This window comes from Vibrio mexicanus, assembly GCF_001012815.1.
GTDB classification, from domain to species: domain Bacteria; phylum Pseudomonadota; class Gammaproteobacteria; order Enterobacterales; family Vibrionaceae; genus Vibrio; species Vibrio mexicanus.
In genome coordinates this window covers 105,021-126,837 of record NZ_JYJP01000109.1, presented here as the reverse complement: position 1 = coordinate 126,837, position 21,817 = coordinate 105,021, and the positions used below count along the sequence as shown (strand labels likewise).

The following is a 21,817-nucleotide window of genomic DNA, read 5'->3' as shown; positions in this document are numbered from 1 at the left end:
TAGTCGCTACACTTCTGGAGGCAAGCGCCACTCGATAGGTGTTTTCTCTTGCGCAACAATCAGATCATTTGCTTTGGAAAAATGCTGACAACCAAAAAAGCCGCGGCGAGCAGATAAAGGCGACGGATGCGGCGCGCTCAACACATGATGTCGAGCCGTATCAATGTTTTGCCCTTTCTTTTGCGCATGCGCGCCCCACAGCATAAACACCACACCTTGGCAGTGTTCATTGATCACTTCAATCACGCGATCTGTGTACTGCTCCCATCCCAACTTAGCATGGGAATGGGCTTTGCCCTCCTCGACAGTCAATACCGTATTGAGCAGCAACACCCCTTGTTTAGCCCAAGGCATCAGGTAGCCATGGTTTGGTCGCTCAAAACCTTCAATATCTTGCGCAAGCTCTTTATAAATATTCACCAAAGACGGCGGCGTTTTAACACCAGGTAAAACGGAAAAGCTTAAACCATGCGCTTGATTGGGCCCGTGATACGGATCTTGGCCGAGAATAACGACTTTGACGTCTTCAAGACGCGTTTCTGTCATCGCATTAAACACATCTTGTTTTGCAGGATAGATGCTTTGCCTTCTTTCCGCTGCGTTTCAATGTGTTCAATCATGGATTGGAAGTAAGGTTGATTTTGCTCTTCAGAAAGAAGCGCTTCCCAAGTGAGGTTTGAAGTCATATAACCGCCCTGTGAACAAGAGTGTTAGCATTGTACACAGAGCGATTTAGAAGTGTCACTAAAGCGCAGACAAGCTTACTTATCAGATTGCGTTTTCTGCGGAGTTCGATGATGCCCCTGTCCTGTGATGTGTCGGTTAGGAACAGGGAAACGAGTGATGTTAACTCGTGAAGTCATTCGTGGTGCAGTTGTCGTAAATGTCATAGCGGCGCCCTCCCAATATAGGTAACTCGATCGCCAATCTCCGGTTCACTAGTTACTAGGCCGATAAATTACTTGCTCACTGTTACACTATGAAAAAAGGATGCCAATTATTTCGCTTAATCCTCTATTTTATTGAATCTAGATGAAATTTTCTTAACTTAGAAATTTCCTCAGCCCAAATACTGGAATCAATTGTCTCTAAAATCAATGGGATAGAATCGAAGCGACTGTCTTTAGAGATGAACTCAAAACAATCCCAACCTATTTCACCTTTACCCAGTGAATGGTGGCGATCCACACGACCTGCTAATTCTACTTTTGAATCATTAAGATGCATTGCTTTCAAATAGTGCATCCCAACCACTTGGTCAAACTCAGCAAAAGTTGCTTCACACGCGGCCATGGTTCGCAAGTCGTAGCCTGCGGCAAAGGTGTGGCAAGTATCAAGCAGACGCCGACGCGCGAGTGATCCTCTACTTGATCTATGATCTCCGCGAGGTGTTCAAAGCGCCAGCCTAAATTCGTCCCCTGCCCTGCTGTATTCTCTATAACGGCGATCACATCAGGCACTTTCTCAAGAGCCATGTTTATCGATTCTGCAATTCTCGATAAACAGCCTTTCTCAGAAAGCTTCTTTAAATGACTCCCAGGATGAAAATTAAGTAGCGTCAACCCTAGCTGATGACATCGCTCCATCTCATCAATAAAAGCCGCGCGTGACTTCTCAAGCTTCTCCACTTCAGGAGCACCCAAATTAATCAGGTACGAATCATGGGGAAGAATCTGTTCAGATTTGAAGCCATACTTTTCGCAATTTGACTTGAACGCTGCAATTGTCTCTTCTTCAAGAGGCTTTGCGTTCCACTGCCTTTGATTTTTAGTGAAGAGTGCAAAAGCGTTCGCACCAATTTCTCGAGCTCTCATTGGAGCCTGATCCACGCCGCCCGCAGCGGATACATGAGCACCAATAAATTTGTTACCAAATGCTTGTGTCTGTTTTGTCATTTAATCACTTTTTACTTTCAGAAACGCGACGAACCAATGCGGCTTGGCTGCATTATCGCCACTTAAAATGCGGTATTTTGTAGTAAAATTACGACAAAATTTCATTATAGATTTATTTTAAGTTATCAACTATAGTTAACAAGCTAGGTTTTCCAACGCTTTATTGATTAAGCGCAAATTAATAACCATTAAGAATTTGATGTTTTTAGTTGTATTTTGACGTAAATCAATATTAAAATAGTGGGTATCAGCTAAGTAGAAAATACGCTTAACAAAAATTAGAAAGTTAACACCAACCAACACAATTATGTGTATAGGAGAAAGTGATGATTCAAGGTATTCAAATTACTAAAGCCGCTAACGACGAACTACTAAACTCAATCTGGCTACTAGATACAGAGAAAAACGAAGCGCGTTGTGTTGCTGCAAACTCTGGCTACGAAGCAGACCAAGTTGTTCCAGCATCTGATCTAGGTGAGTTCGAAAGCCGCGAAGTTGCTATCGAAACTGCACCAAAAATCGAAGGCGGTCAACACCTGAACGTTAACGTTCTTAAGCGTGAAACGCTAGAAGACGCAGTTGCAAACCCAGAGAACTACCCACAGCTAACAATCCGTGTATCTGGTTACGCGGTACGTTTCAACTCTCTAACTCCAGAGCAGCAACGTGACGTAATCGCTCGTACTTTTACTGAGTCTCTATAATTCACAGTAAAACAAGTTAACGTAAGTATTTAAAAAAGCGCCGAAAGGCGCTTTTTTTTGATCTTCAGTCTCTAAACTCACCCTGTTCAAAAATCCATCACAGATCGCAAAATCAAATACATCATCAATTAAGTAAAGTTTTTTATTTACAAACATTAGTAAAGAATCTAGTTTATAAATAAATAACTTTACTAAGTGAGTTGGCTATGTTTTTGAAATCGGCTTCATCCCTAGAAGACTTTCTTCACTACAACGCAAAGTTTGCGTTCGAATACGGTGATCGTCTAACCAATCACCTCCCAATGACGGTGATCGCCTACAAGCAACTCAATGCAAAAACAGAGATCATAAATCACTTTATTCAGCAGTACACTCCGCGATTAACCACGCTAAATCACAGTCAGCAAAATTTACTGGATGCGCGAATAGAGTCATACCTCTCACGATTCTCCGAAAATGACGTGGGTGCAGTATTAAAAAAGAAACTTGAAGCACTTAGCGCTAACTTTGGTTCAGCAGCCTTCCATGCACTGATTCGGTTAAGCTATGCGGTTCAAGCAGATAGCCATTTGGAGATCGCACTCGCACTGATCTACTGGGAAGATCAATACACTCCTTTACCTAAGTTCGAAATCAGCGATCAATACACTGCCGAAGAGCAACTTAACTTTGCCGCCAGACTATTTGGTGATCACCACTTTCAACCGGGGATCATTGATGATCGAATCAATGAAGCTGTCCGCCATTCGAATTTTCATCTTATCTCCTCATCTCCGTCGTCTCTTACGCTTGAAGAAGTGGCTGAATTCATCTTGCAGCAGTTCTATCACACTAATGACTTCACTCTGCTCCATGGTGTGACAGGCTTTCACGCCTTTAACCATCTACTTCCATACATGAGTGACAAAGAGCTCGCACTTAGGCAGTTCTGGCAAGCTTACGTTGCTGCCTTCAGCACCACTCAAAAGCCTTTTCAACCCAGAATACTGATCAAGGATAAGACGGAGAGTCAGCAGTTAGATTCTTGGAGGGCAATGATTTCCCGAGCTTTTTCTAGTTCAGATGATCACACAATTAAGGTGACTTACAGCTGCTATTGGCTATCAAGTCGCTTCCCTAACCAAAACTATCAGCAAGCCATCGAAATGCGATTACAACAGGAGGGCCTATGAAAGCCTTTGTCGAACACGCCAACATTACCGTCACGAACCTAGAGAGAACGATTCACTTTCTGCAAACCGCCATGCCGGACTTTCAAATTCGACATCAAGGGAAAAACACCAAGCGATGGTGTCATCTAGGTACAGAAGATAGCTACCTTGCCTTGCAAGAACCTGAACCGGAGCACGTACAAACTTGTCAGCGCGAAGCATACAATGATCTTGGTTTGAACCATGTTGGCTTCGTTGTAGATAACATCAATGAAGTGTCACAACGTTTAATCGCCGCAGGGTTTCGAAACGATGATGAAGTCATGGATGAAACCTATCGCAAGCGTTGTTACGTGTTCGACCAAGACGGTATTGAGTGGGAATTTGTTGAGTACGTGGTAACAGAACCAAGCCTAAAAAATAGCTATGAGGAGGCTTGATATGGCAACAAAAATTGCAATCGTCTACTTCTCTCATGGCGGTAATACCAAACAAATCGCAACAAAAGTAGCCGAGGGAGTGGAACAGTGCGACGTACAGCCAACCTTGTTTGAAATAGTGGGCGATGATATTCAAGCTGGTCGCTATAGCAAGACTGAAGTGTTCCACGAGCTTAGCGAATATGACGCCATCCTATTTGGCAGCCCAACCTACATGGGCAGTGCTGCTGCACAGTTTAAAGCCTTCATGGACGCAAGCAGCGACAGTTACTGCAAAGGGATTTGGCGCGACAAGATTGCCGCAGGCTTTACTTCAGGTGGCAGTATCAACGGAGAGCAGCAACAAACCCTGTTAAGCTTCTTCGTATTAGCCAATCAACACGGAATGCTTTGGGCAGGGCTCGACACGTCAGTTCATGTTGACGAACTTGGCCTAAACAGAACCGGCTCAAGTATTGGCTTGGTGTCCAGTCACGACGAAAATGGGCAACTTCATCCAAATGATTTAGAGACTGCTCACCATTTCGGTAAACGCATTGCCTTGTTAGTTAAATAGCCGTTTGGCTCGATTTAAGAAACAATGAAGGAAAGCACCCAGTCGCTATGCTCGGACCAAAGTAGTTTAATGGCCATGAGCATAGACATCACAATCACCAGAGGGCGAATCCACTTCTGACCTTTTGAAATTACGACTTTGGCGCCCAAACGAGCACCAAGGAAACCACCAAGTGCCATTACTAAACCCAGCTCCCACACAGGCAAGCCCGCTAGAATGAAGAATAGAAGCGCCGCGATGTTCGAAGTGAAGTTCAGCACTTTAGTTCGAGCGGTTGCATCGACAAGTGAAAAATGCCCAATCACCACAAAACAGACGGTGAAAATTGAGCCCGTTCCCGGACCAAAAAAGCCATCATAAAAACCCACGCCGCCACCCACGGAAAGCGCAAACAAAGACTCCGACATCTTTTGCTTACTGGTTGACTCTTTGGTTTGTGGCGCTAGTAAGAAATAGAGCGATATTGCAATCAGCAAAATAGGGATTAGGCTGGTGAGCAAACTGGCATCAATGTACTGCACCAGTTCAGCCCCCAGAGCGGAACCAACAAAGGTGCAGACTATCGCCCACTTCATCTCTTTAATGCTGACTAAACCATTGCGCACAAAGTACCAACTCGCGGAGAAGCTACCGAAAGAGCTTTGTAGCTTATTCGTGGCCAGCGCTTGCGTTGGCGGAACGCCTGCGGCCAAAAGTGCAGGCAAGGTTAATAGCCCACCGCCCCGGCCATTGCATCGATGAACCCAGCCACAGTAGCGACGGCAAATAGCAGTGCGAAGATTTCGAAAGTCAGTTCCATAAATCCCTTGGTATTACAATAAGTAAGTTGGCAAACAGAGCAAGCTGCTAAACATGACAGCTTATTCCAACTGCGTCTAGAGCCGTAAGATTAGGATTTGGTTAATTCTCTCATTAAAACAAAAAGCCCGCTTAATAGCGGGCTTTCAGATTAATGCTCAAGATAACCAATTATGCTTGGTCAGCTTTCACTTTCGCGTGAAGTTCTTGAACCGATGTTACCGATGTCTTTGCATCAGCTGTGTGAGCCATACACGTTGCGAACGCTGCGTTTAGCGTTGTTGTGTAGTTCACTTTCTCAGCTAGTGCACCGCGACGTAGAACTTTCGAATCTTCAATCGCTTGACGACCAGCAGCCGTGTTCACGATGTAGGTGTATTCGTTGTTCTTGATACGGTCAAGAATGTGCGGACGACCTTCGTGTACTTTGTTCACTAGACGTGGGTTGATACCTGCTTCACCTAGGATTACCGCAGTACCGTGTGTTGCATCTAGCTGGTAGCCAAGCTTTGAAAGCTTAGACGCTAGGTCTACAACGCGCTCTTTGTCGCCTTCACGAACTGACAGTAGTGCACGACCACCTTCTGGGTAAACATTGCCACAACCTAGTTCTGCTTTCGCGTAAGCTTCAGCAAATGTCGTACCCACACCCATAACTTCACCTGTTGAGCGCATTTCTGGGCCTAACAGTGGGTCAACACCTGGGAACTTGTTGAACGGTAGAACAACTTCTTTCACCGAGTAGTATGGTGGGATGATCTCTTTAGTGAAGCCTTGCGACTCTAAAGATTGGCCTGCCATTACACGAGCAGCAATCTTAGCGATTGGTGCACCTGTTGCTTTCGATACAAACGGTACTGTACGTGCAGCACGTGGGTTTACTTCGATTAGGTAAACCTTGTTGTTCTTAACGGCAAACTGAGTATTCATTAGACCACGAACACCTAGCTCAAACGCCAGTTTCTCAACTTGCTCACGCATCACGTCTTGGATTTCTTGGCTTAGCGTGTAAGCAGGCAGTGAACATGCAGAGTCACCAGAGTGAACACCTGCTTGCTCAATGTGCTCCATGATACCGCCGATTACTACGCGCTCACCATCACAAATCGCATCGATATCGACTTCAACCGCGTCGTCTAGGAAGCTATCAAGTAGTACTGGAGATTCGTTAGAAACACTTACCGCTTCGTTGAAGTAGCGACGTAGATCTTGCTCGTCGTATACGATTTCCATCGCACGACCACCAAGAACGTATGAAGGACGTACAACCAATGGGAAACCGATTTCGCGAGATTTCTCTACCGCTTGCTCCATTGTTGTTACTGTCGCGTTTTCTGGCTGTAGTAGGCCTAGACGTTCAACAGCAACTTGGAAACGCTCACGGTCTTCTGCACGGTCGATTGCATCTGGGCTAGTACCGATGATTGGCACGCCAGCCGCTTCTAGTGCGCGAGCCAGTTTCAGTGGTGTTTGACCACCGTACTGAACGATAACGCCTTTTGGTTTTTCAACGCGAACGATAGACAGTACATCTTCCAGCGTTACTGGTTCAAAGTACAGACGATCAGACGTGTCGTAGTCGGTTGATACTGTCTCTGGGTTACAGTTAACCATGATGGTTTCGTAACCGTCTTCACGAAGTGCTAGCGCTGCGTGTACACAACAGTAATCGAATTCGATACCTTGACCGATACGGTTTGGACCGCCACCAAGAATCATGATCTTGTCTTTGTCAGTTGCGTTCGCTTCACACTCTTCATCGTAAGATGAGTACATGTAAGCCGTATCAGATGAGAACTCCGCCGCACACGTATCAACGCGCTTGTAAACCGGGTGGATATCGTGCTGATCACGTAGACGACGAATTTCGCTTTCTGCTACACCTAGGATCTTCGATAGGCGAGCATCAGCAAAGCTTTACGCTTAAGCTTTTTCAGTTCTTGCTTATCAAGACCAGCAAAGCCTTTCGCTTTTAGCTCTTCCTCTAGCTTCACAAGCTCTTCGATTTGAACTAGGAACCAACGGTCGATTTGCGTTAGGTTGAAAACACCATCAACAGATAGGCCAGCGCGGAATGCGTCTGCAATGTACCAGATACGCTCAGCGCCCGCTTCTTTTAGTTCGTGACGAATTTTAGACAGTGCATCTGGTGCATCTAGGTCAACCATTTCATCAAAACCAGTCGCGCCAACTTCTAAGCCGCGAAGCGCTTTTTGTAGTGACTCTTGTTGGTTACGGCCGATAGCCATAACTTCACCAACAGACTTCATCTGAGTCGTTAGACGGTCGTTAGCGCCTGCAAATTTCTCGAAGTTAAAACGAGGAATCTTAGTGACTACGTAGTCGATAGTTGGTTCGAACGATGCAGGTGTTGCGCCGCCAGTGATGTCATTCATTAGCTCATCAAGCGTGAAACCAACAGCCAGCTTCGCAGCAATCTTAGCGATTGGGAAACCTGTCGCTTTAGACGCTAGAGCTGAAGAGCGAGATACACGTGGGTTCATCTCGATGATAACCATACGGCCATCTTTCGGGTTGATACCAAACTGTACGTTTGAACCACCTGTCTCAACACCGATTTCACGTAGTACTGCTAGCGATGCGTTACGCATCAGTTGGTACTCTTTATCAGTTAGAGTCTGTGCTGGTGCAACTGTGATTGAGTCACCCGTGTGGATACCCATTGGATCGAAGTTTTCAATCGCACATACGATAATACAGTTGTCCGCTTTATCACGAACTACTTCCATCTCGTACTCTTTCCAACCGATAAGTGATTCATCGATTAGAAGTTCATTCGTTGGAGAAAGATCTAGGCCGCGGCGACAGATCTCTTCGAACTCTTCTTTGTTATAAGCGATACCACCGCCAGTACCACCCATAGTGAATGATGGACGGATGATACAAGGGAAGCCAACCATATCTAGAACAGCGTAAGCTTCTTCCATGGTTTTCGCAGTGTCTGCACGTGGACACTCAAGGCCGATAGATTTCATCGCTTTATCAAAGCGAGAACGGTCTTCTGCTTTATCGATAGCGTCTGCAGTTGCGCCGATCATCTCAACGCCGAACTCTTCAAGCACACCGTGCTTTTCAAGATCTAGAGCACAGTTAAGCGCAGTTTGACCACCCATAGTAGGCAGTACTGCATCTGGCTTCTCTTTCGCAATGATGTTGCGAACCACTTCCCACTGGATTGGCTCGATGTAAGTCGCATCCGCCATCTCTGGGTCAGTCATAATAGTTGCAGGGTTAGAGTTAACCAGAATAACTCGGTAACCTTCTTCACGAAGCGCTTTACACGCTTGCGCGCCAGAGTAGTCAAACTCACAAGCCTGACCGATAACAATCGGGCCAGCACCAAGAATAAGAATACTTTGAATGTCAGTACGTTTTGGCATTGTCTAAGACTCCGAATTACGCTTTGTGCTGTTTAATTAGTTCAATAAAGTGGTCAAATAGTGGCGCAGCGTCGTGTGGACCTGGGCTCGCTTCTGGGTGACCTTGGAAGCTGAACGCTGGCTTATCTGTACGATGGATACCTTGTAGAGTACCGTCGAATAGAGACTTATGAGTCGCACGTAGGTTCTCTGGTAATGTCTCTTCGTCTGCAGCAAAACCGTGGTTTTGAGACGTGATCATTACAACGTTACGATCTAGGTCTTTAACTGGGTGGTTTGCACCGTGGTGACCAAACTTCATCTTCACTGTCTGAGCGCCAGACGCTAGAGCAAGGATTTGGTGACCAAGACAGATACCAAAGATTGGTAGGCCTTTATCTAGGAATACTTTTGTCGCTTCAATTGCGTAAGTACAAGGAGCTGGGTCACCAGGGCCGTTTGATAGGAAAACGCCATCTGGGTTCATTGCTAGTACTTCTTCAGCTGGAGTTTGAGCCGGAACAACCGTTAGGCGGCAGCCGCGGTCAACAAGCATGCGCAGGATGTTGCGTTTTGCACCGAAGTCGTAGGCAACAACGTGGTATGGCAGCTCTGAATCTGCTTTCGCTTCAGGAAGTCCACCCGTAAGCGTCCACGAACCTTGTTTCCATTGATACGCTTCTTTTGTTGTAACCTCTTTCGCAAGATCCATTCCTTTCAAGCCAGGGAACTCTTTAGCTTTAGCCAGTGCTAATGCTTCATCAAGGTTGTTACCTGCAACGATACAACCGTTTTGCGCACCTTTTTCACGAAGAATACGAGTCAGCTTACGCGTGTCGATATCAGCGATACCTACAATGTTTTGCGACTTTAAGTAATCAGAAAGAGATTGTTCATTACGGAAGTTAGAAGCGATAAGAGGGAGATCGCGAATCACAAGGCCTTGTGCATGAATTGAAGAGGATTCTTCATCTTCGGAATTGGTTCCGGTATTGCCAATGTGAGGGTAAGTTAAAGTAACGATTTGTTGAGAATAGGAAGGATCAGTGAGGATTTCTTGGTACCCCGTCATCGAGGTGTTAAAAACGACTTCACCAACAGCAGAACCATCTGCTCCAATGGACTCACCGTGGAATACTGTCCCATCTTCTAGGACTAGCAGTGCTGACTTACTCAAGACAACCTCCAGAATAAAAATGCATTAAAATTGATTTAATTTGCAAATCTACCTTCCTTTTACGCCATAAATAGCGTTTTTATGGAAATTAGACAAATTGGCGGTATTCTAGTGATGCCTGTGACTTGTGTCAACTAACAATGATAAATAATTATCTCTTTTAAGGCTCTATATGCAATTTTCCTTCTCAAAAGGTTAAAAAAACATGTTTACTAACCTTTGAGTGGTCGAAATCAAAAAAATTCACTCCATAACCTCAGTCGAACATCCATCACTAACCATATCGCCTTTATAAATTCGCGCAACCGATAACAATAGACAGTTTAATTGATCTTTTGACCAGTTAAGGCAAAAAAACACAATAAAAGAGGTAAATAATAAATTAAGTAGAGATATCTAAGGATGAAGGGGAGAGTTAATTGGAAGCGAAATATAGCTAGATAAGAAAAGCGCCAGACAAGTCTGGCGCATAAATATGTATTAGATGTCATTGAGACCTAAAACATCGGTCATGGTATAGAAACCAGCCTGTTTTTCATTCAACCAAACCGCAGCTTTCACCGCACCGTTGGCAAATGTCATGCGATCGGTCGCTTTGTGAGTGATCTCAACGCGTTCACCAATATCAGCAAACATCGCAGTGTGCTCACCAATAATGTCACCTGCACGAATAGTCGCAAAACCAATCTCATCTTTAGTTCGCTCACCTGTGATACCTTCACGAGCATAGACCGCAACATCATTTAGTTGGTTGCCCATTGCACCTGCAATCGCTTCACCCATGCCAATCGCAGTACCTGAAGGTGCATCGACTTTATGGCGATGGTGCGCTTCGACAATCTCGATGTCAGTGTAATCACCCATAACCTTCGCCGCTTTTTCAAGTAGCTTGAATACTAGGTTTACACCCACTGAGTAGTTTGGAGCCATAACAACTGGAACCGATTTTGCGAACTCGTCGATCAAGCTGCGCTCTTCATCTGTAAAACCGGTTGTGCCAATGATGATCTTCTTGCCGTATTTTTTACACAGCTCTAGATTTGCCAAAGTGCTTGCTGGCGCAGTGAAGTCTATGATCACATCAAATTCTTCGATGCTTTTTTCTAGATCATCGACCAATGCGATGTCCAGCTTGCCTTCACCACATAACTCACCAACATCAACGCCAACGAGTGAAGACTCTGGTCGCTCAGAACCTGCACCGAATCTTGCTTGCTGATTAGCTAACGTTGCTTTGACGAGATTTCGCCCCATGCGCCCTGCCGCTCCTGCGACTGCAATTTTCACCATTGCTGTTCTCCATTCATTCTGTACAAGGTGTTCAAACACCTCATTCCTAACCAATCTAACTAACCTATCAACAATCCAATCCGCTGGCTAGACTTAATACCCAAGTGACTTCAAGATACAGGATTCAGTGCGAGGTCACTGATTCTAGTTCAAGGCAAATGGCGCAGCGGAATAACGCGTTATTTCCAAGTCATTTAACGCTGAAATTGAAACAGTGACACGCTCCCAGAGGGCGAGTTTGCCTAGCTCGCACACTTTGTTAACGATTCTTAATTTAGAACCACTAGATTCTCGAATCGTTGCCGCGTTTGCAAGCTAGGCAATTCTCGCTGAAACACGTATCTTGAGGTTACTTGGGTATAGTAAACTCTTTCACAACTCTTTCAACGATTGGTGTGTTTGCCTCTGGAAATGTGTATGCCGGAAGATTGGACACTTCTACCCACTCTCCTTGTTGACCCTCTTTGCCATAGGCCTCCCCTTCAAAAGAAGAGACAAGGATAAAGTCAAAAGTGAGCGACTTATCGGTGTAATCAAATTCAAAGTGTTCGTAAGGCGACTGCTGCGTCACCTGAATACCAATCTCTTCATTTAGCTCTCGCGCCATCGCAGCTTCAATACTTTCGCCAGCTTCAACTTTGCCACCGGGAAACTCCCAAAATCCACCTTTGTGCTTGTCATCTGGTCGCTTAGTGATAAACACTTTCGACTTATCGGCATTGAAGATAATACCAGCGACGATATGAACTCGTTTCATTAAAATTTCCTCAAAAAAAGAGTCGCCTAGGCGACTCTTGATCATTTACTTGTCAGCAATACTTTACTGCATCAATGTCTTCAATCTTTAAGAGATCTTACCGTGACATTGTTTGTACTTCTTGCCGCTACCACATGGACAAGGCTCATTACGACCCACTTTACGCTCATCACGAACCATAGGTTGTGCAGCACCTTGCTCAGCTTCATCACCTTCTGCAAGTGGATTTTGTGCATTTGCATGTTGAGCCTGTGCACGACGCGCTGCTTCTTCAGCTTGAGCGCGGCGCTGGGCTTCCATGCGTTCAACCTCTTCTTGCTGTTGAACACGAACTTTAGAAAGAATCGCGATAACATCAAACTTCAAAGACTCGAGTAGACCTTCGAACAGTTCAAACGACTCGCGCTTGTACTCTTGTTTCGGGTTTTTCTGAGCATAGCCACGTAGGTGAATACCTTGACGAAGGTGATCCATCGCCGCTAGGTGCTCTTTCCATAGCGTGTCTAGCGTCTGAAGCATAACTGATTTTTCGAAGTTACGAAGAACAGTCTCACCAACGGTTTCTTCTTTCGCTTTGTACACTTCCACTGCAGTTTCTAGAATCTTCTCACGAAGCGCTTCTTCATAAAGCTTATCGTCGTCTTCTAACCACTGTTTAACTGGAGCATCGATGTCGAAGTCGTTCTTCAAACGCTCTTGAAGACCTTCCACATCCCACATATCTTCCAGAGATTGTGGCGGAATGAACTCGTCGATCACTGAAGTGATTACATCTTCACGGTTTTGCGAGATCATGTCGCTGATATCATCAACGCTCATTAGCTCATCGCGCAGCTCATAAACTACTTTACGCTGGTCGTTGGCAACGTCATCGTACTCAAGAAGCTGCTTGCGGATGTCGAAGTTACGACCTTCTACTTTACGCTGTGCTTTTTCAATTGAGCGTGAAAGCATTTTCGATTCGATTGCTTCACCTTCATCCATACCACTCTGGATTAGGCTCGCCATACGGTCAGAAGTAAAGATGCGCAGCAATGAATCTTCCATAGATAGGTAGAAACGAGATGAACCCGCATCACCCTGACGACCAGAACGACCACGTAACTGGTTATCGATACGGCGAGATTCGTGACGTTCAGTACCGATGATGTGTAGACCACCCGCTTCTAGTACTTGATCATGAACGACTTTCCAGTCTGCTTTGATTTGGTCGATCTGCTCTTGAGTTGGATTCGTTAGCGCTTCAACTTTTGCCTGCCAGCTACCACCCAACACGATATCGGTACCACGACCAGCCATGTTGGTTGCGATAGTAACCGCACCTGGTATACCCGCTTCAGCAACAATTTCCGCTTCTTTCTCGTGGAACTTCGCGTTAAGAACGTTATGTTTGATCTTCGCTTTCTTCAGTGCGTTTGATAGAAGCTCAGATTTTTCGATCGTTACAGTACCAACCAAGCTTGGTTGACCTTTCGCAACGCGATCTTTGATATCTTCGATGATTGCGTTGAACTTTTCCGCCTCGGTACGGTAAACCACATCAGGCATATCGTTACGAATCATTGGCTTGTTAGTTGGGATAACAACCGTTTCCAAACCGTAGATAGATTGGAATTCAAACGCTTCTGTATCTGCAGTACCTGTCATGCCAGACAGTTTCTCGTACAGACGGAAGAAGTTCTGGAAGGTGATTGACGCAAGTGTTTGGTTTTCGTTTTGGATCTTAACGCCTTCTTTCGCTTCAACCGCTTGATGAAGACCTTCAGACCAACGACGACCTGGCATAGTACGACCAGTATGTTCATCAACGATAACCACTTCACCATCTTCATTCACGATGTAGTCCACGTTCTTCTCGAACAGAACATGAGCTCGAAGTGCCGCATTCACGTGGTGCAATAGGCTGATGTTGGTTGGAGAGTAAAGTGTGTCGCCCTCTTCCATCAAGCCGTTCTTAATCATCAACTCTTCAACAAACTCTTGACCCGTTTCAGTCAAGTGAACTTGCTTAGACTTCTCGTCCAGAGTGTAGTGACCGTCACCACGGTACTCTTCCGAGTCCTCTTGCTCTTGTCGCTTCAAGTGTGGGATCAGAGTATTGATGCGAGTGTATAGCTCAGAGCTATCTTCTGCTGGACCAGAGATGATAAGAGGAGTACGCGCTTCATCGATTAGGATTGAGTCAACTTCATCGACGATGGCAAAGAAACGAGCACGCTGAACACGGTCTTCACTGCGAAATGCCATGTTGTCACGTAAGTAATCGAAACCAAACTCGTTGTTTGTTCCGTACAGGATGTCTGCTTGGTAGGCTTCTTTCTTCTCTTGTGGAGGCATGTTTGGCACGTTAACGCCAACGCTCATCCCTAAGAATTCAAATAGTGGACGGTTTGTTTCAGCATCACGTTTTGCGAGGTAGTCGTTCACAGTAACCACGTGAACGCCTTTTCCTGGAAGAGCATTTAGGTATGCAGGCAAAGTTGCAGTCAGGGTTTTACCTTCACCAGTACGCATCTCTGCAATTTGACCAGCATTCAGTACCATACCACCGATAAGCTGTACGTCGAAGTGACGCATACCGTAAACACGCTTAGACGCTTCACGTACCGTCGCGAAAGCTTCTGGTAGCAGGTTATCTAATGATTCACCTTTCTCTAGACGCTCACGAAACTCGACAGTTTTCGCTTTTAGCTCTTCATCCGATAGAGCTTCAAACTGCGGCTCGTAGTTATTAATCTCTTTTACAATTTTTCGCAGGCGACGTAGCGTTCTATCGTTACGACTACCAAATACCTTTGTCAGTAGCTTAGCTATCATTTGCTGTGAATCTCTCTTTACTTAGACCGCACCGGATCTATCAAAAATACCTTCAGTCTCTTCCAGTTTGTAACTAAGGATACTGAGTTAAATCATGTATCACAGATATTGCGATGACAAACTTAGATTTCAAGGTGACAGTTAGAAATAATGCGGCTTAGTGTAAGGAATTTTGAGCTCTACGACCAATAGCAAATTGATTTGTTTGATGCATACTAAAATTTTATTTATGTTTTGCTCAAAGAATACGCTTTTAAGCCCTATCTACTCGCTTTGCTATCGATTACACTTGATCGTGTCAGCCCTTGAATTGATTGCCATGAGAGACCATAGACCTACCTTAACCAAAGAGCTTATCTCTGACTCTAAACTGTCTCAAATCCAAGAGCATGCGAAAGAGGTTTTAGAGATTGGTAACGCCTTGCAGGCAATTTTGCCCAAGAGTGCCCTTGAACATTGCCGGGTTGCGAATGTGCGAGGCAGTCACCTAATCATCGAAGTGGCAAACGCTAGCCTTAAAATGAAGCTCGACTACGACCGACTGAATATACTGAACCAGTTACGCAGCAAAGGCTACGCTCGTCTGATTTCAATCGAGCTCAAGGTTAATCCCGAACTTTATAGAAATACCTCTAATCACGCAGATAAACCAAGTGCCCCTGCTCGGCCACCTATTTCTCATAACGCTGCTGAGGCACTATTGATGGCCGCGACCGCTGCGCCTCCAAAAGTGAAAGCGCGTTTAGAACGATTAGCCAAACTTGCCGATAAAAGCCAGTAAACAACGCTAGCTGTTTGGAACATTAAGTAGGGCCTGAACTGCAGATACAGAAAAAGCGACAGATACAAAAAAGGCTAGGTTTTCACCTAGCCTTTTAAATTCTGTTCTAAACGTTGTCTTACGCTAACACCATGTTAGGTTCCGCAAAAGCAACAGGAGAGCCGACTTCTTCTTCAAAGGTTGCCCATTCCCAAGCTTCTTGGTCAGCAAGTACTGCGCGAAGAAGTTGGTTGTTCAAGCCGTGGCCTGATTTGAAAGCACGGAACTCACCAATGATTGCATGACCACACATGTATAGGTCGCCAATTGCATCAAGTACTTTGTGTGTAACGAATTCGTTCTCGAAACGAAGGCCTTCTTCGTTAAGAATGCGATACTCATCCAGTACAATTGCACAATCAAAGCTTCCGCCTAAACATAGGTTTTGAGACTGTAAGTATTCAATGTCACGCATGAAACCGAAAGTACGAGCGCGAGAAATCTCTTTCACAAAACCTTGCGATGAGAAATCAAATCGCAGGTGCTGTTCATCGCCATCAATTGCTGGGTGATTGAACTCAATTTCGAAGTCCATTCTAAAGCCATTGAAAGGAACAAACTCAGCCCATTTGTCACCGTCTTCGAAGCGTACAGGCTTCTTGATTCGAATGAATCGTTTCGGTGCATTCAATGTTTCGATACCTGCTTGTTGTAGCAAGTACACGAATGGGCTTGCGCTACCGTCCATAATTGGAATTTCCGGAGCATCGACTTCAACAATAATGTTGTCGATACCCATACCCGCCAATGCCGCGTTCAAGTGCTCTACCGTCGAGATACGAACACCTTCATCGTTAACAAGCGCTGTACACAACATAGTGTCGCGTACAGACTCAGGGTCTGCAGGAAAGTCTACAGGCGGGTTTACATCGGTGCGACGATATACGATACCTGTGTTTGCAGCAGCAGGTCGAAGAGTCAGTGTTACTTTACGACCAGAATGGAGACCCACACCAGTTGTTTTCACTATCTCTTTCAGAGTACGTTGTCTGATCATCTATAATGCCTCAATATCAGTGCCACAAAACTCGGCCGATGTAATTTTCGACCAAGAATCGTACCACAATTTTGAACACTGTCAAATTATGGCGTTTTATTAATCAGCCTGACGACGCAAGAATGCCGGAATATCCAAGTAGCCTTCTTTCTCTTTCGGCGCAGTACTCTGGCCTTGACCACCAGCAGTTGGAGCTGGTTTAGTCACAGGAGCCGTTGGCTGAGCAGTTACTTGTGGTTTTTCTTGCAAAGGTTGTGCCTGCTTTTCTTCCACTTTCGCTGCTGGTTGCGTAGCCTGTGTTTGAGGCTGTGCAGCAGGGGCTACTTTCGCTTTACCACCTGCAACCAACGTAATGTCTGGCTTCTTCTCGTTACCGATACCCGTCGCAACAACCGTTACGCGGATTTCTTCTGTCATATCAGGGTCTAACGATGTACCAATTACAACTGTAGCATTGTCTGAAGCAAATGCCTTAACGGTATTACCCACTGTTTCGAATTCGTCTAGACGCATATCCAAACCAGCAGTGATGTTAACCAGCACGCCTCGAGCTCCGGCAAGATCGATATCTTCAAGTAACGGGCTAGAAATTGCCGTTTCTGCCGCTTCTTCAGCACGATCTTCGCCTTTTGCCACACCACTACCCATCATTGCATGACCCATTTCCGACATTACGGTTCTAACATCCGCAAAGTCGACGTTGATCATACCAGGGCGTGTGATTAGCTCAGCAATACCTTGTACTGCGTTCTTAAGCACATCATTCGCGCTAGCAAAGGCTTCCAGTAGCGTTACGCCACGGCCAAGCACTTTAAGAAGCTTCTCGTTAGGAATCGTAATCAAAGAGTCAACATGCTTAGAAAGCTCTTCAATCCCTTGTTCAGCAAACGCCAAACGCTTCTTCCCTTCGAAGCTAAATGGTTTGGTTACTACAGCAACAGTCAGAACACCAAGCTCCTTTGCAACTTCAGCAATAACTGGAGCTGCACCTGTTCCTGTACCACCGCCCATACCAGCTGCGATAAATACCATATCGGCACCAGTAAGAACTTCTTTAATTCTTTCTCTATCTTCTAGAGCAGCATCACGTCCAACCTGAGGGTTTGCACCCGCACCGAGACCTTTTGTGATGTCACCACCAATCTGGATTACACTGCTAACGCTTGTTTTGCGTAGAGCTTGTGCGTCCGTATTGACACTGATGAATTCCACGCCTTCGATGGATTCACGTACCATGTGCTCAACGGCGTTACCACCACCGCCACCAACCCCAACGACTTTGATTACTGCATCGTCAGACATTTCCATCATCGGTTCAAACATGTGTTATCTCCGTTTTTCCTGCTACTCAGGTTAAAACTCTTTTTGTATCCAGTTACGCAAACGACCAAATAATGACGTTACTGACTGGCGCTTAGGCTCATTGTAATCAGTCTCGTCATTAATATGACTATCTTTTGCGTAATGAAGTAAACCAACCGCCGTAGAATGATACGGCTCTTTTACGTAATCTGTTAGTCCGCTCACCTCAAGAGGCTTGCCGACTCGAACTTGGTTGCGGAACACACGCTCCGCACACTCTACCAACCCTTCAATCTGTGCTGCGCCGCCTGTGAGTACGACTCCGGCCGCTAAGTGGTGCTTAATGCCCTCTTCACGCAACTTTTCTTGTGTAGTGTCGATAGTTTGGTTAACGAGCCCCATTAATTCAGTGTAACGAGGTTCAATCACTTCCGACAAGGTTTGTCTTTGCAAACTGCGGGATGGTCGACCTCCGACACTAGGAACGTTAACCGTGTCATCCTTACTGACTAGCTCACTAAGAGCACAGCCATATTTGACTTTAATCTCTTCAGCGTCGCTTACTGGTGTGCCAAACGCAAATGCAATATCACTTGTTACTGCATTGCCAGCATAAGAGAAGACTTCGGTATGTCTTAAGGCACCACCTGTCCAGATAGATACATCCATCGTACCTGCACCGATGTCGACAACACACACACCAAGCTCTCGCTCATCTTCTGTAATGACCGCATTACTTGCAGCCAATCCAGAGTACACCAACTGTTCAACCTTAAGGCCACAGCGTTCAACGGCTTTGATAATATTTCTCGCCATATCATTATGACAAGAAATTAAGTGTACGCTAACTTCCATACGCACACCTGATAAACCAAGCGGGTTTTTAATGCCCTCTTGGTAATCAATTGTAAATTCTTGAGGGATAACGTGCAGAATTTTTTGCTCGTCACCAATCTTGATAGATTTTGCGGTATGAATCGCTCTATCCATATCATCTTGGGAAACTTCTTCATCGGAGATAGTTCCCATGCCTTTTTCGATTCGGCTTGCGATATGTTTACCAGATAAAGAAATGAACACGCTACTGATCTGGCATTCCGCCATAAGCTCAGCCTGATCGATAGCACGCTGTACAGATTTCACTACCGACTCTAAATCATTAACGCCGCCTTTATCCATCCCACGAGAGGACTGGTACCTGCGCCGATGATGTTAATTTGGCCATCTGGTAAGATTTCACCGACTAAAGCGGATACTGTCGCTGTCCCGATATCAAGACCTACAATAATATTGTCATCAGCGATCTTCGTCATCTGTATTTTCTTGTCCTAACTCTTGTTCTGGAAACCAACCTACCGCGGCGCCAGTGTCGTATCTAAGATCAATATAGCTAACCCTATCGACATCAGTGCCTAAGTTCTTGTACAACGAGATAAAGCGCTCAATTCGCTGATGCAATGACTCTTTGCCTAATTCAAGCGCATGCCATTGTCTAAAATTATTTGCCAAGCTCTTCGCTCATTTAGGAGTAGCGTATTGATCGACAGTCCTAGGTCTTCAAACCTGGGGGAGATATCACGCCACACAGAAAGCACTTCGGTATTACTGCCCTCTGGCCCGTAGAGCTTTATTCGCTCTTCTCGTAGCTGACCAACATCACCATCAAAAATCACACCTGTTTCATTTAACAGGCTGATCCCATTCCAAATGGCTTCTGCTTTAAATTCTGTTAAGTAAACTTTTACAGTATCGGGCCACTGCTTACGAATCGATGCATTCGAAACCCAAGGGATCTCTTCAACACGCTCTTGCAAAGCATTAACGTCTTGAGACATAAACGTCCCAATATAATCGAGCTGGGCAAAAGCATTTTGTACGTCTTGAGCCGATACGTATTGCAAGTCACCTTGCAATACAATTTTGGAGAGAGGAAGTCGTTCATCATCCCACATCCACGATAACGTAGAGTGAAGAAGAGAGCCGACAAGCACAATAACCAAAAGTAAAAACATGCCGCCGGAAGCGTGCTGTTTTAGCTTTGGAAGATGGGGAATACGGAGACCTTGTTCTAAAGTACTTTTAATCAAAGTCCGTTATCCTTGCACGTAGCTTGCAATCTCTTTCCATGTCTCTTCAAAATAAAGCGTAAAAGTACTCACTTTAACTCTCGGATTATACTGAGCTATCTAAAAGTATCAATTGGCGAAAGTGATAAATCGAAGTTTGATAACGCCTTTCTGAACAAAACTTCGACTTTCAGCCCCAACGATTAGTTTTGCTGCATTTTATTGATATTCAACTCAAGAGCAGCAAGCTGCTTAGCCACTTTACCAACATCGCCTGCGCCCTGAGTAAGTACTAGGTCACCATCTTGTAAAACATTAGCTAAAACAGCAGGTAAGGTGTCATTTTCAGCAACAAAAATTGGATCGATACGTCCTCGGCTGCGAATGGTGCGGCACAATGCGCGGCTATCTGCCCCCGCAATCGGTTGCTCACCCGCCGAGTACACATCAAGCATGATTAAAACATCAACTTGATCGAGAACATTGGCAAAATCATCGTATAGATCGCGTGTACGGCTGTAACGATGAGGTTGGAAGATCATCACTAGTCGTTTGTCTGCCCAACCGCTACGAGCAGCTTGTATGGTTACGTCCACTTCTGTCGGGTGGTGCCCATAATCATCAACAAGCATCGCATTGCCATTACCTGTATCAAACTCTCCAAGATGATCAAAGCGTCGGCCTGTGCCTTGAGTGCCAACCATGGCATTCATGATAGCTTCGTCACTAATATCATCTTCCGTTGCCACGGCAATTGCAGCTGCTGCATTAAGCGCGTTATGACGGCCCGGAATGTTCAAAGTGATCGCAAGATCGGCTTTACCTTCACGTACAACGGTGAATTTACCTTGCTGGCCTTCTTGTCGGTAATTTTCAATTCGAACATCGGCATCATCGGAGAAACCATAAGTGATCACCTGACGGCTTACTTTTGGAGCCAACTCTCGAACCACAGGATCATCAATACATAAGATCGCTTGGCCGTAAAACGGCAAGTTATGTAAGAAGTCGATGAATGTCTGTTTAAGTGTTTCAAAGTCGCCGCCATAGGTATCCATATGATCGGCTTCAATATTGGTGACAATACTTACCATTGGCTGCAGGTGAAGGAAAGATGCATCACTTTCATCGGCTTCTGCGATAAGGATTCGGCTTGAACCTAAACGCGCGTTCGTGCCCGCACTTTTCACAAGACCGCCATTAACGAAGGTTGGATCAAGGCCTGCTTCTGAGTAGATCTGAGTGACCAGTGCCGTAGTGGTTGTCTTACCATGAGTACCCGCAACCGCGATTCCATGTCTGAATCGCATCAGCTCTGCCAGCATCTCAGCACGACGCACAATCGGCACTCGCATTTCGCGCGCAGCAATAATCTCTGGGTTTTCTTCATTAATGGCAGTAGAGACTACAACAACGCTGGCTTTAGCCACATTACTCGCTTGGTGGCCGATATAAACCGTCGCCCCTTTCTCAGTTAAACGCTGAGTAACTGGGTTTTCCGCAATATCTGAGCCCGTGATTTGATAGCCTTCATTTAGCAGAACTTCCGCAATACCACTCATTCCAGCACCACCAATACCAATGAAGTGGATGCTCTTAACACGGCGCATTTCTGGAACCATAGCGCGAATTTGAGCTAGGTCTTGTGTATGTTCTATTGTCATATT

General features: G+C 45.4%; 13 protein-coding genes and 6 pseudogenes. 5 read left to right on the top strand and 14 right to left on the bottom strand.

Annotated elements, in window-relative coordinates:
• Positions 1 to 6: 6 nt before the first annotated feature.
• The 3 genes and pseudogenes from ung to nfo form a co-directional block, all read right to left on the bottom strand.
• Positions 7 to 686, bottom strand: a pseudogene (ung, locus tag UA76_RS16865) (uracil-DNA glycosylase).
• A gap of 75 nt (positions 687 to 761) precedes the next feature.
• The gene (locus UA76_RS25245; RefSeq protein ID WP_272946029.1) at positions 762 to 890 is read right to left on the bottom strand and encodes a hypothetical protein; all 129 of its coding nucleotides are present in this window, start codon (positions 888 to 890) and stop codon (positions 762 to 764) included.
• Positions 891 to 1,014: 124 nt separating this feature from the next.
• Positions 1,015 to 1,895, bottom strand: a pseudogene (gene nfo, locus UA76_RS16860) (deoxyribonuclease IV).
• A 326-nt stretch (positions 1,896 to 2,221) separates the two neighbouring features.
• On the opposite strand from nfo, the gene grcA reads away from it, so the two are divergent.
• From grcA to UA76_RS16840, 4 genes are all read left to right on the top strand, one after another.
• Entirely contained in the window at positions 2,222 to 2,599 is a 378-nt protein-coding gene (grcA, locus tag UA76_RS16855; protein WP_047048545.1) for an autonomous glycyl radical cofactor GrcA, read from the top strand.
• A 206-nt stretch (positions 2,600 to 2,805) separates the two neighbouring features.
• Positions 2,806 to 3,771, top strand: a complete 966-nt coding sequence (locus UA76_RS16850; protein WP_052772079.1) for a questin oxidase family protein — start codon at positions 2,806 to 2,808, stop codon at positions 3,769 to 3,771.
• Positions 3,768 to 4,190, top strand: a complete 423-nt coding sequence (locus tag UA76_RS16845) for a VOC family protein (protein WP_047048542.1) — start codon at positions 3,768 to 3,770, stop codon at positions 4,188 to 4,190. The genes UA76_RS16850 and UA76_RS16845 overlap by 4 nt, the downstream gene beginning before the upstream one ends.
• 1 nt (position 4,191) lies before the next feature.
• A complete protein-coding gene (locus UA76_RS16840) occupies positions 4,192 to 4,746 on the top strand; it encodes a flavodoxin family protein (protein WP_047048538.1) in 555 nt (184 codons plus the stop codon).
• Between the two features lie 14 nt (positions 4,747 to 4,760).
• Here UA76_RS16840 and UA76_RS16835 read toward each other — a convergent pair.
• The 6 genes and pseudogenes from UA76_RS16835 to secA all read right to left on the bottom strand — a co-directional run bounded on the left by UA76_RS16835 (position 4,761) and on the right by secA (position 14,965).
• Positions 4,761 to 5,545: pseudogene (locus UA76_RS16835) on the bottom strand (TSUP family transporter).
• A 170-nt stretch (positions 5,546 to 5,715) separates the two neighbouring features.
• Positions 5,716 to 8,945 (bottom strand): annotated as a pseudogene (gene carB, locus UA76_RS16830) (carbamoyl-phosphate synthase large subunit).
• A gap of 16 nt (positions 8,946 to 8,961) precedes the next feature.
• Entirely contained in the window at positions 8,962 to 10,101 is a 1,140-nt protein-coding gene (gene carA, locus UA76_RS16825) for a glutamine-hydrolyzing carbamoyl-phosphate synthase small subunit (RefSeq protein WP_047048536.1), read from the bottom strand.
• 480 nt (positions 10,102 to 10,581) lie between these two features.
• On the bottom strand, positions 10,582 to 11,391 hold the full coding sequence (gene dapB / locus UA76_RS16820) for a 4-hydroxy-tetrahydrodipicolinate reductase (protein WP_047048533.1): 810 nt from the start codon (positions 11,389 to 11,391) through the stop codon (positions 10,582 to 10,584).
• A gap of 349 nt (positions 11,392 to 11,740) precedes the next feature.
• Positions 11,741 to 12,148, bottom strand: a complete 408-nt coding sequence (gene mutT, locus UA76_RS16815; protein ID WP_047048713.1) for an 8-oxo-dGTP diphosphatase MutT — start codon at positions 12,146 to 12,148, stop codon at positions 11,741 to 11,743.
• A gap of 87 nt (positions 12,149 to 12,235) precedes the next feature.
• Positions 12,236 to 14,965, bottom strand: a complete 2,730-nt coding sequence (gene secA / locus UA76_RS16810; RefSeq protein ID WP_047048530.1) for a preprotein translocase subunit SecA — start codon at positions 14,963 to 14,965, stop codon at positions 12,236 to 12,238.
• 319 nt (positions 14,966 to 15,284) lie between these two features.
• Here secA and UA76_RS16805 point away from each other — a divergent pair, with 319 nt between their 5' ends.
• Positions 15,285 to 15,746: a DUF721 domain-containing protein gene (locus UA76_RS16805; RefSeq protein ID WP_047048711.1), complete on the top strand. Its 462-nt coding sequence runs from the start codon at positions 15,285 to 15,287 to the stop codon at positions 15,744 to 15,746.
• Between the two features lie 118 nt (positions 15,747 to 15,864).
• Here the strand turns inward: UA76_RS16805 and lpxC are convergent, their stop codons facing one another.
• The 5 genes and pseudogenes from lpxC to murC form a co-directional block, all read right to left on the bottom strand.
• Complete coding sequence (gene lpxC / locus UA76_RS16800) at positions 15,865 to 16,782, bottom strand: UDP-3-O-acyl-N-acetylglucosamine deacetylase (RefSeq protein WP_047048528.1); 918 nt, start codon at positions 16,780 to 16,782, stop codon at positions 15,865 to 15,867.
• 99 nt (positions 16,783 to 16,881) lie between these two features.
• Complete coding sequence (ftsZ, locus tag UA76_RS16795) at positions 16,882 to 18,105, bottom strand: cell division protein FtsZ (protein WP_047048525.1); 1,224 nt, start codon at positions 18,103 to 18,105, stop codon at positions 16,882 to 16,884.
• 30 nt (positions 18,106 to 18,135) lie between these two features.
• A pseudogene (gene ftsA / locus UA76_RS16790) lies at positions 18,136 to 19,397 on the bottom strand (cell division protein FtsA).
• Positions 19,381 to 20,171, bottom strand: a pseudogene (locus tag UA76_RS16785) (cell division protein FtsQ/DivIB). The pseudogenes ftsA and UA76_RS16785 overlap by 17 nt, the downstream one beginning before the upstream one ends.
• Before the next feature lie 182 nt (positions 20,172 to 20,353).
• On the bottom strand, positions 20,354 to 21,814 hold the full coding sequence (murC, locus tag UA76_RS16780; RefSeq protein WP_047048522.1) for a UDP-N-acetylmuramate--L-alanine ligase: 1,461 nt from the start codon (positions 21,812 to 21,814) through the stop codon (positions 20,354 to 20,356).
• Positions 21,815 to 21,817 lie beyond the last annotated feature (3 nt).

Excerpts from the sequence above, each read along its gene's own strand:
- dapB (WP_047048533.1), bottom strand. The coding sequence starts at position 11,391 with ATGGTGAAAATTGCAGTCGCAGGAGCGGCAGGGCGCATGGGGCGAAAT.
- UA76_RS16840 (WP_047048538.1), top strand. The coding sequence starts at position 4,192 with ATGGCAACAAAAATTGCAATCGTCTACTTCTCTCATGGCGGTAATACC.
- mutT (WP_047048713.1), bottom strand. The coding sequence starts at position 12,148 with ATGAAACGAGTTCATATCGTCGCTGGTATTATCTTCAATGCCGATAAG.
- UA76_RS16850 (WP_052772079.1), top strand. The coding sequence starts at position 2,806 with ATGTTTTTGAAATCGGCTTCATCCCTAGAAGACTTTCTTCACTACAAC.
- grcA (WP_047048545.1), top strand. The coding sequence starts at position 2,222 with ATGATTCAAGGTATTCAAATTACTAAAGCCGCTAACGACGAACTACTA.
- ftsZ (WP_047048525.1), bottom strand. The coding sequence starts at position 18,105 with ATGTTTGAACCGATGATGGAAATGTCTGACGATGCAGTAATCAAAGTC.
- lpxC (WP_047048528.1), bottom strand. The coding sequence starts at position 16,782 with ATGATCAGACAACGTACTCTGAAAGAGATAGTGAAAACAACTGGTGTG.
- UA76_RS25245 (WP_272946029.1), bottom strand. The coding sequence starts at position 890 with ATGACATTTACGACAACTGCACCACGAATGACTTCACGAGTTAACATC.
- secA (WP_047048530.1), bottom strand. The coding sequence starts at position 14,965 with ATGATAGCTAAGCTACTGACAAAGGTATTTGGTAGTCGTAACGATAGA.
- murC (WP_047048522.1), bottom strand. The coding sequence starts at position 21,814 with ATGACAATAGAACATACACAAGACCTAGCTCAAATTCGCGCTATGGTT.
- UA76_RS16845 (WP_047048542.1), top strand. The coding sequence starts at position 3,768 with ATGAAAGCCTTTGTCGAACACGCCAACATTACCGTCACGAACCTAGAG.
- UA76_RS16805 (WP_047048711.1), top strand. The coding sequence starts at position 15,285 with ATGAGAGACCATAGACCTACCTTAACCAAAGAGCTTATCTCTGACTCT.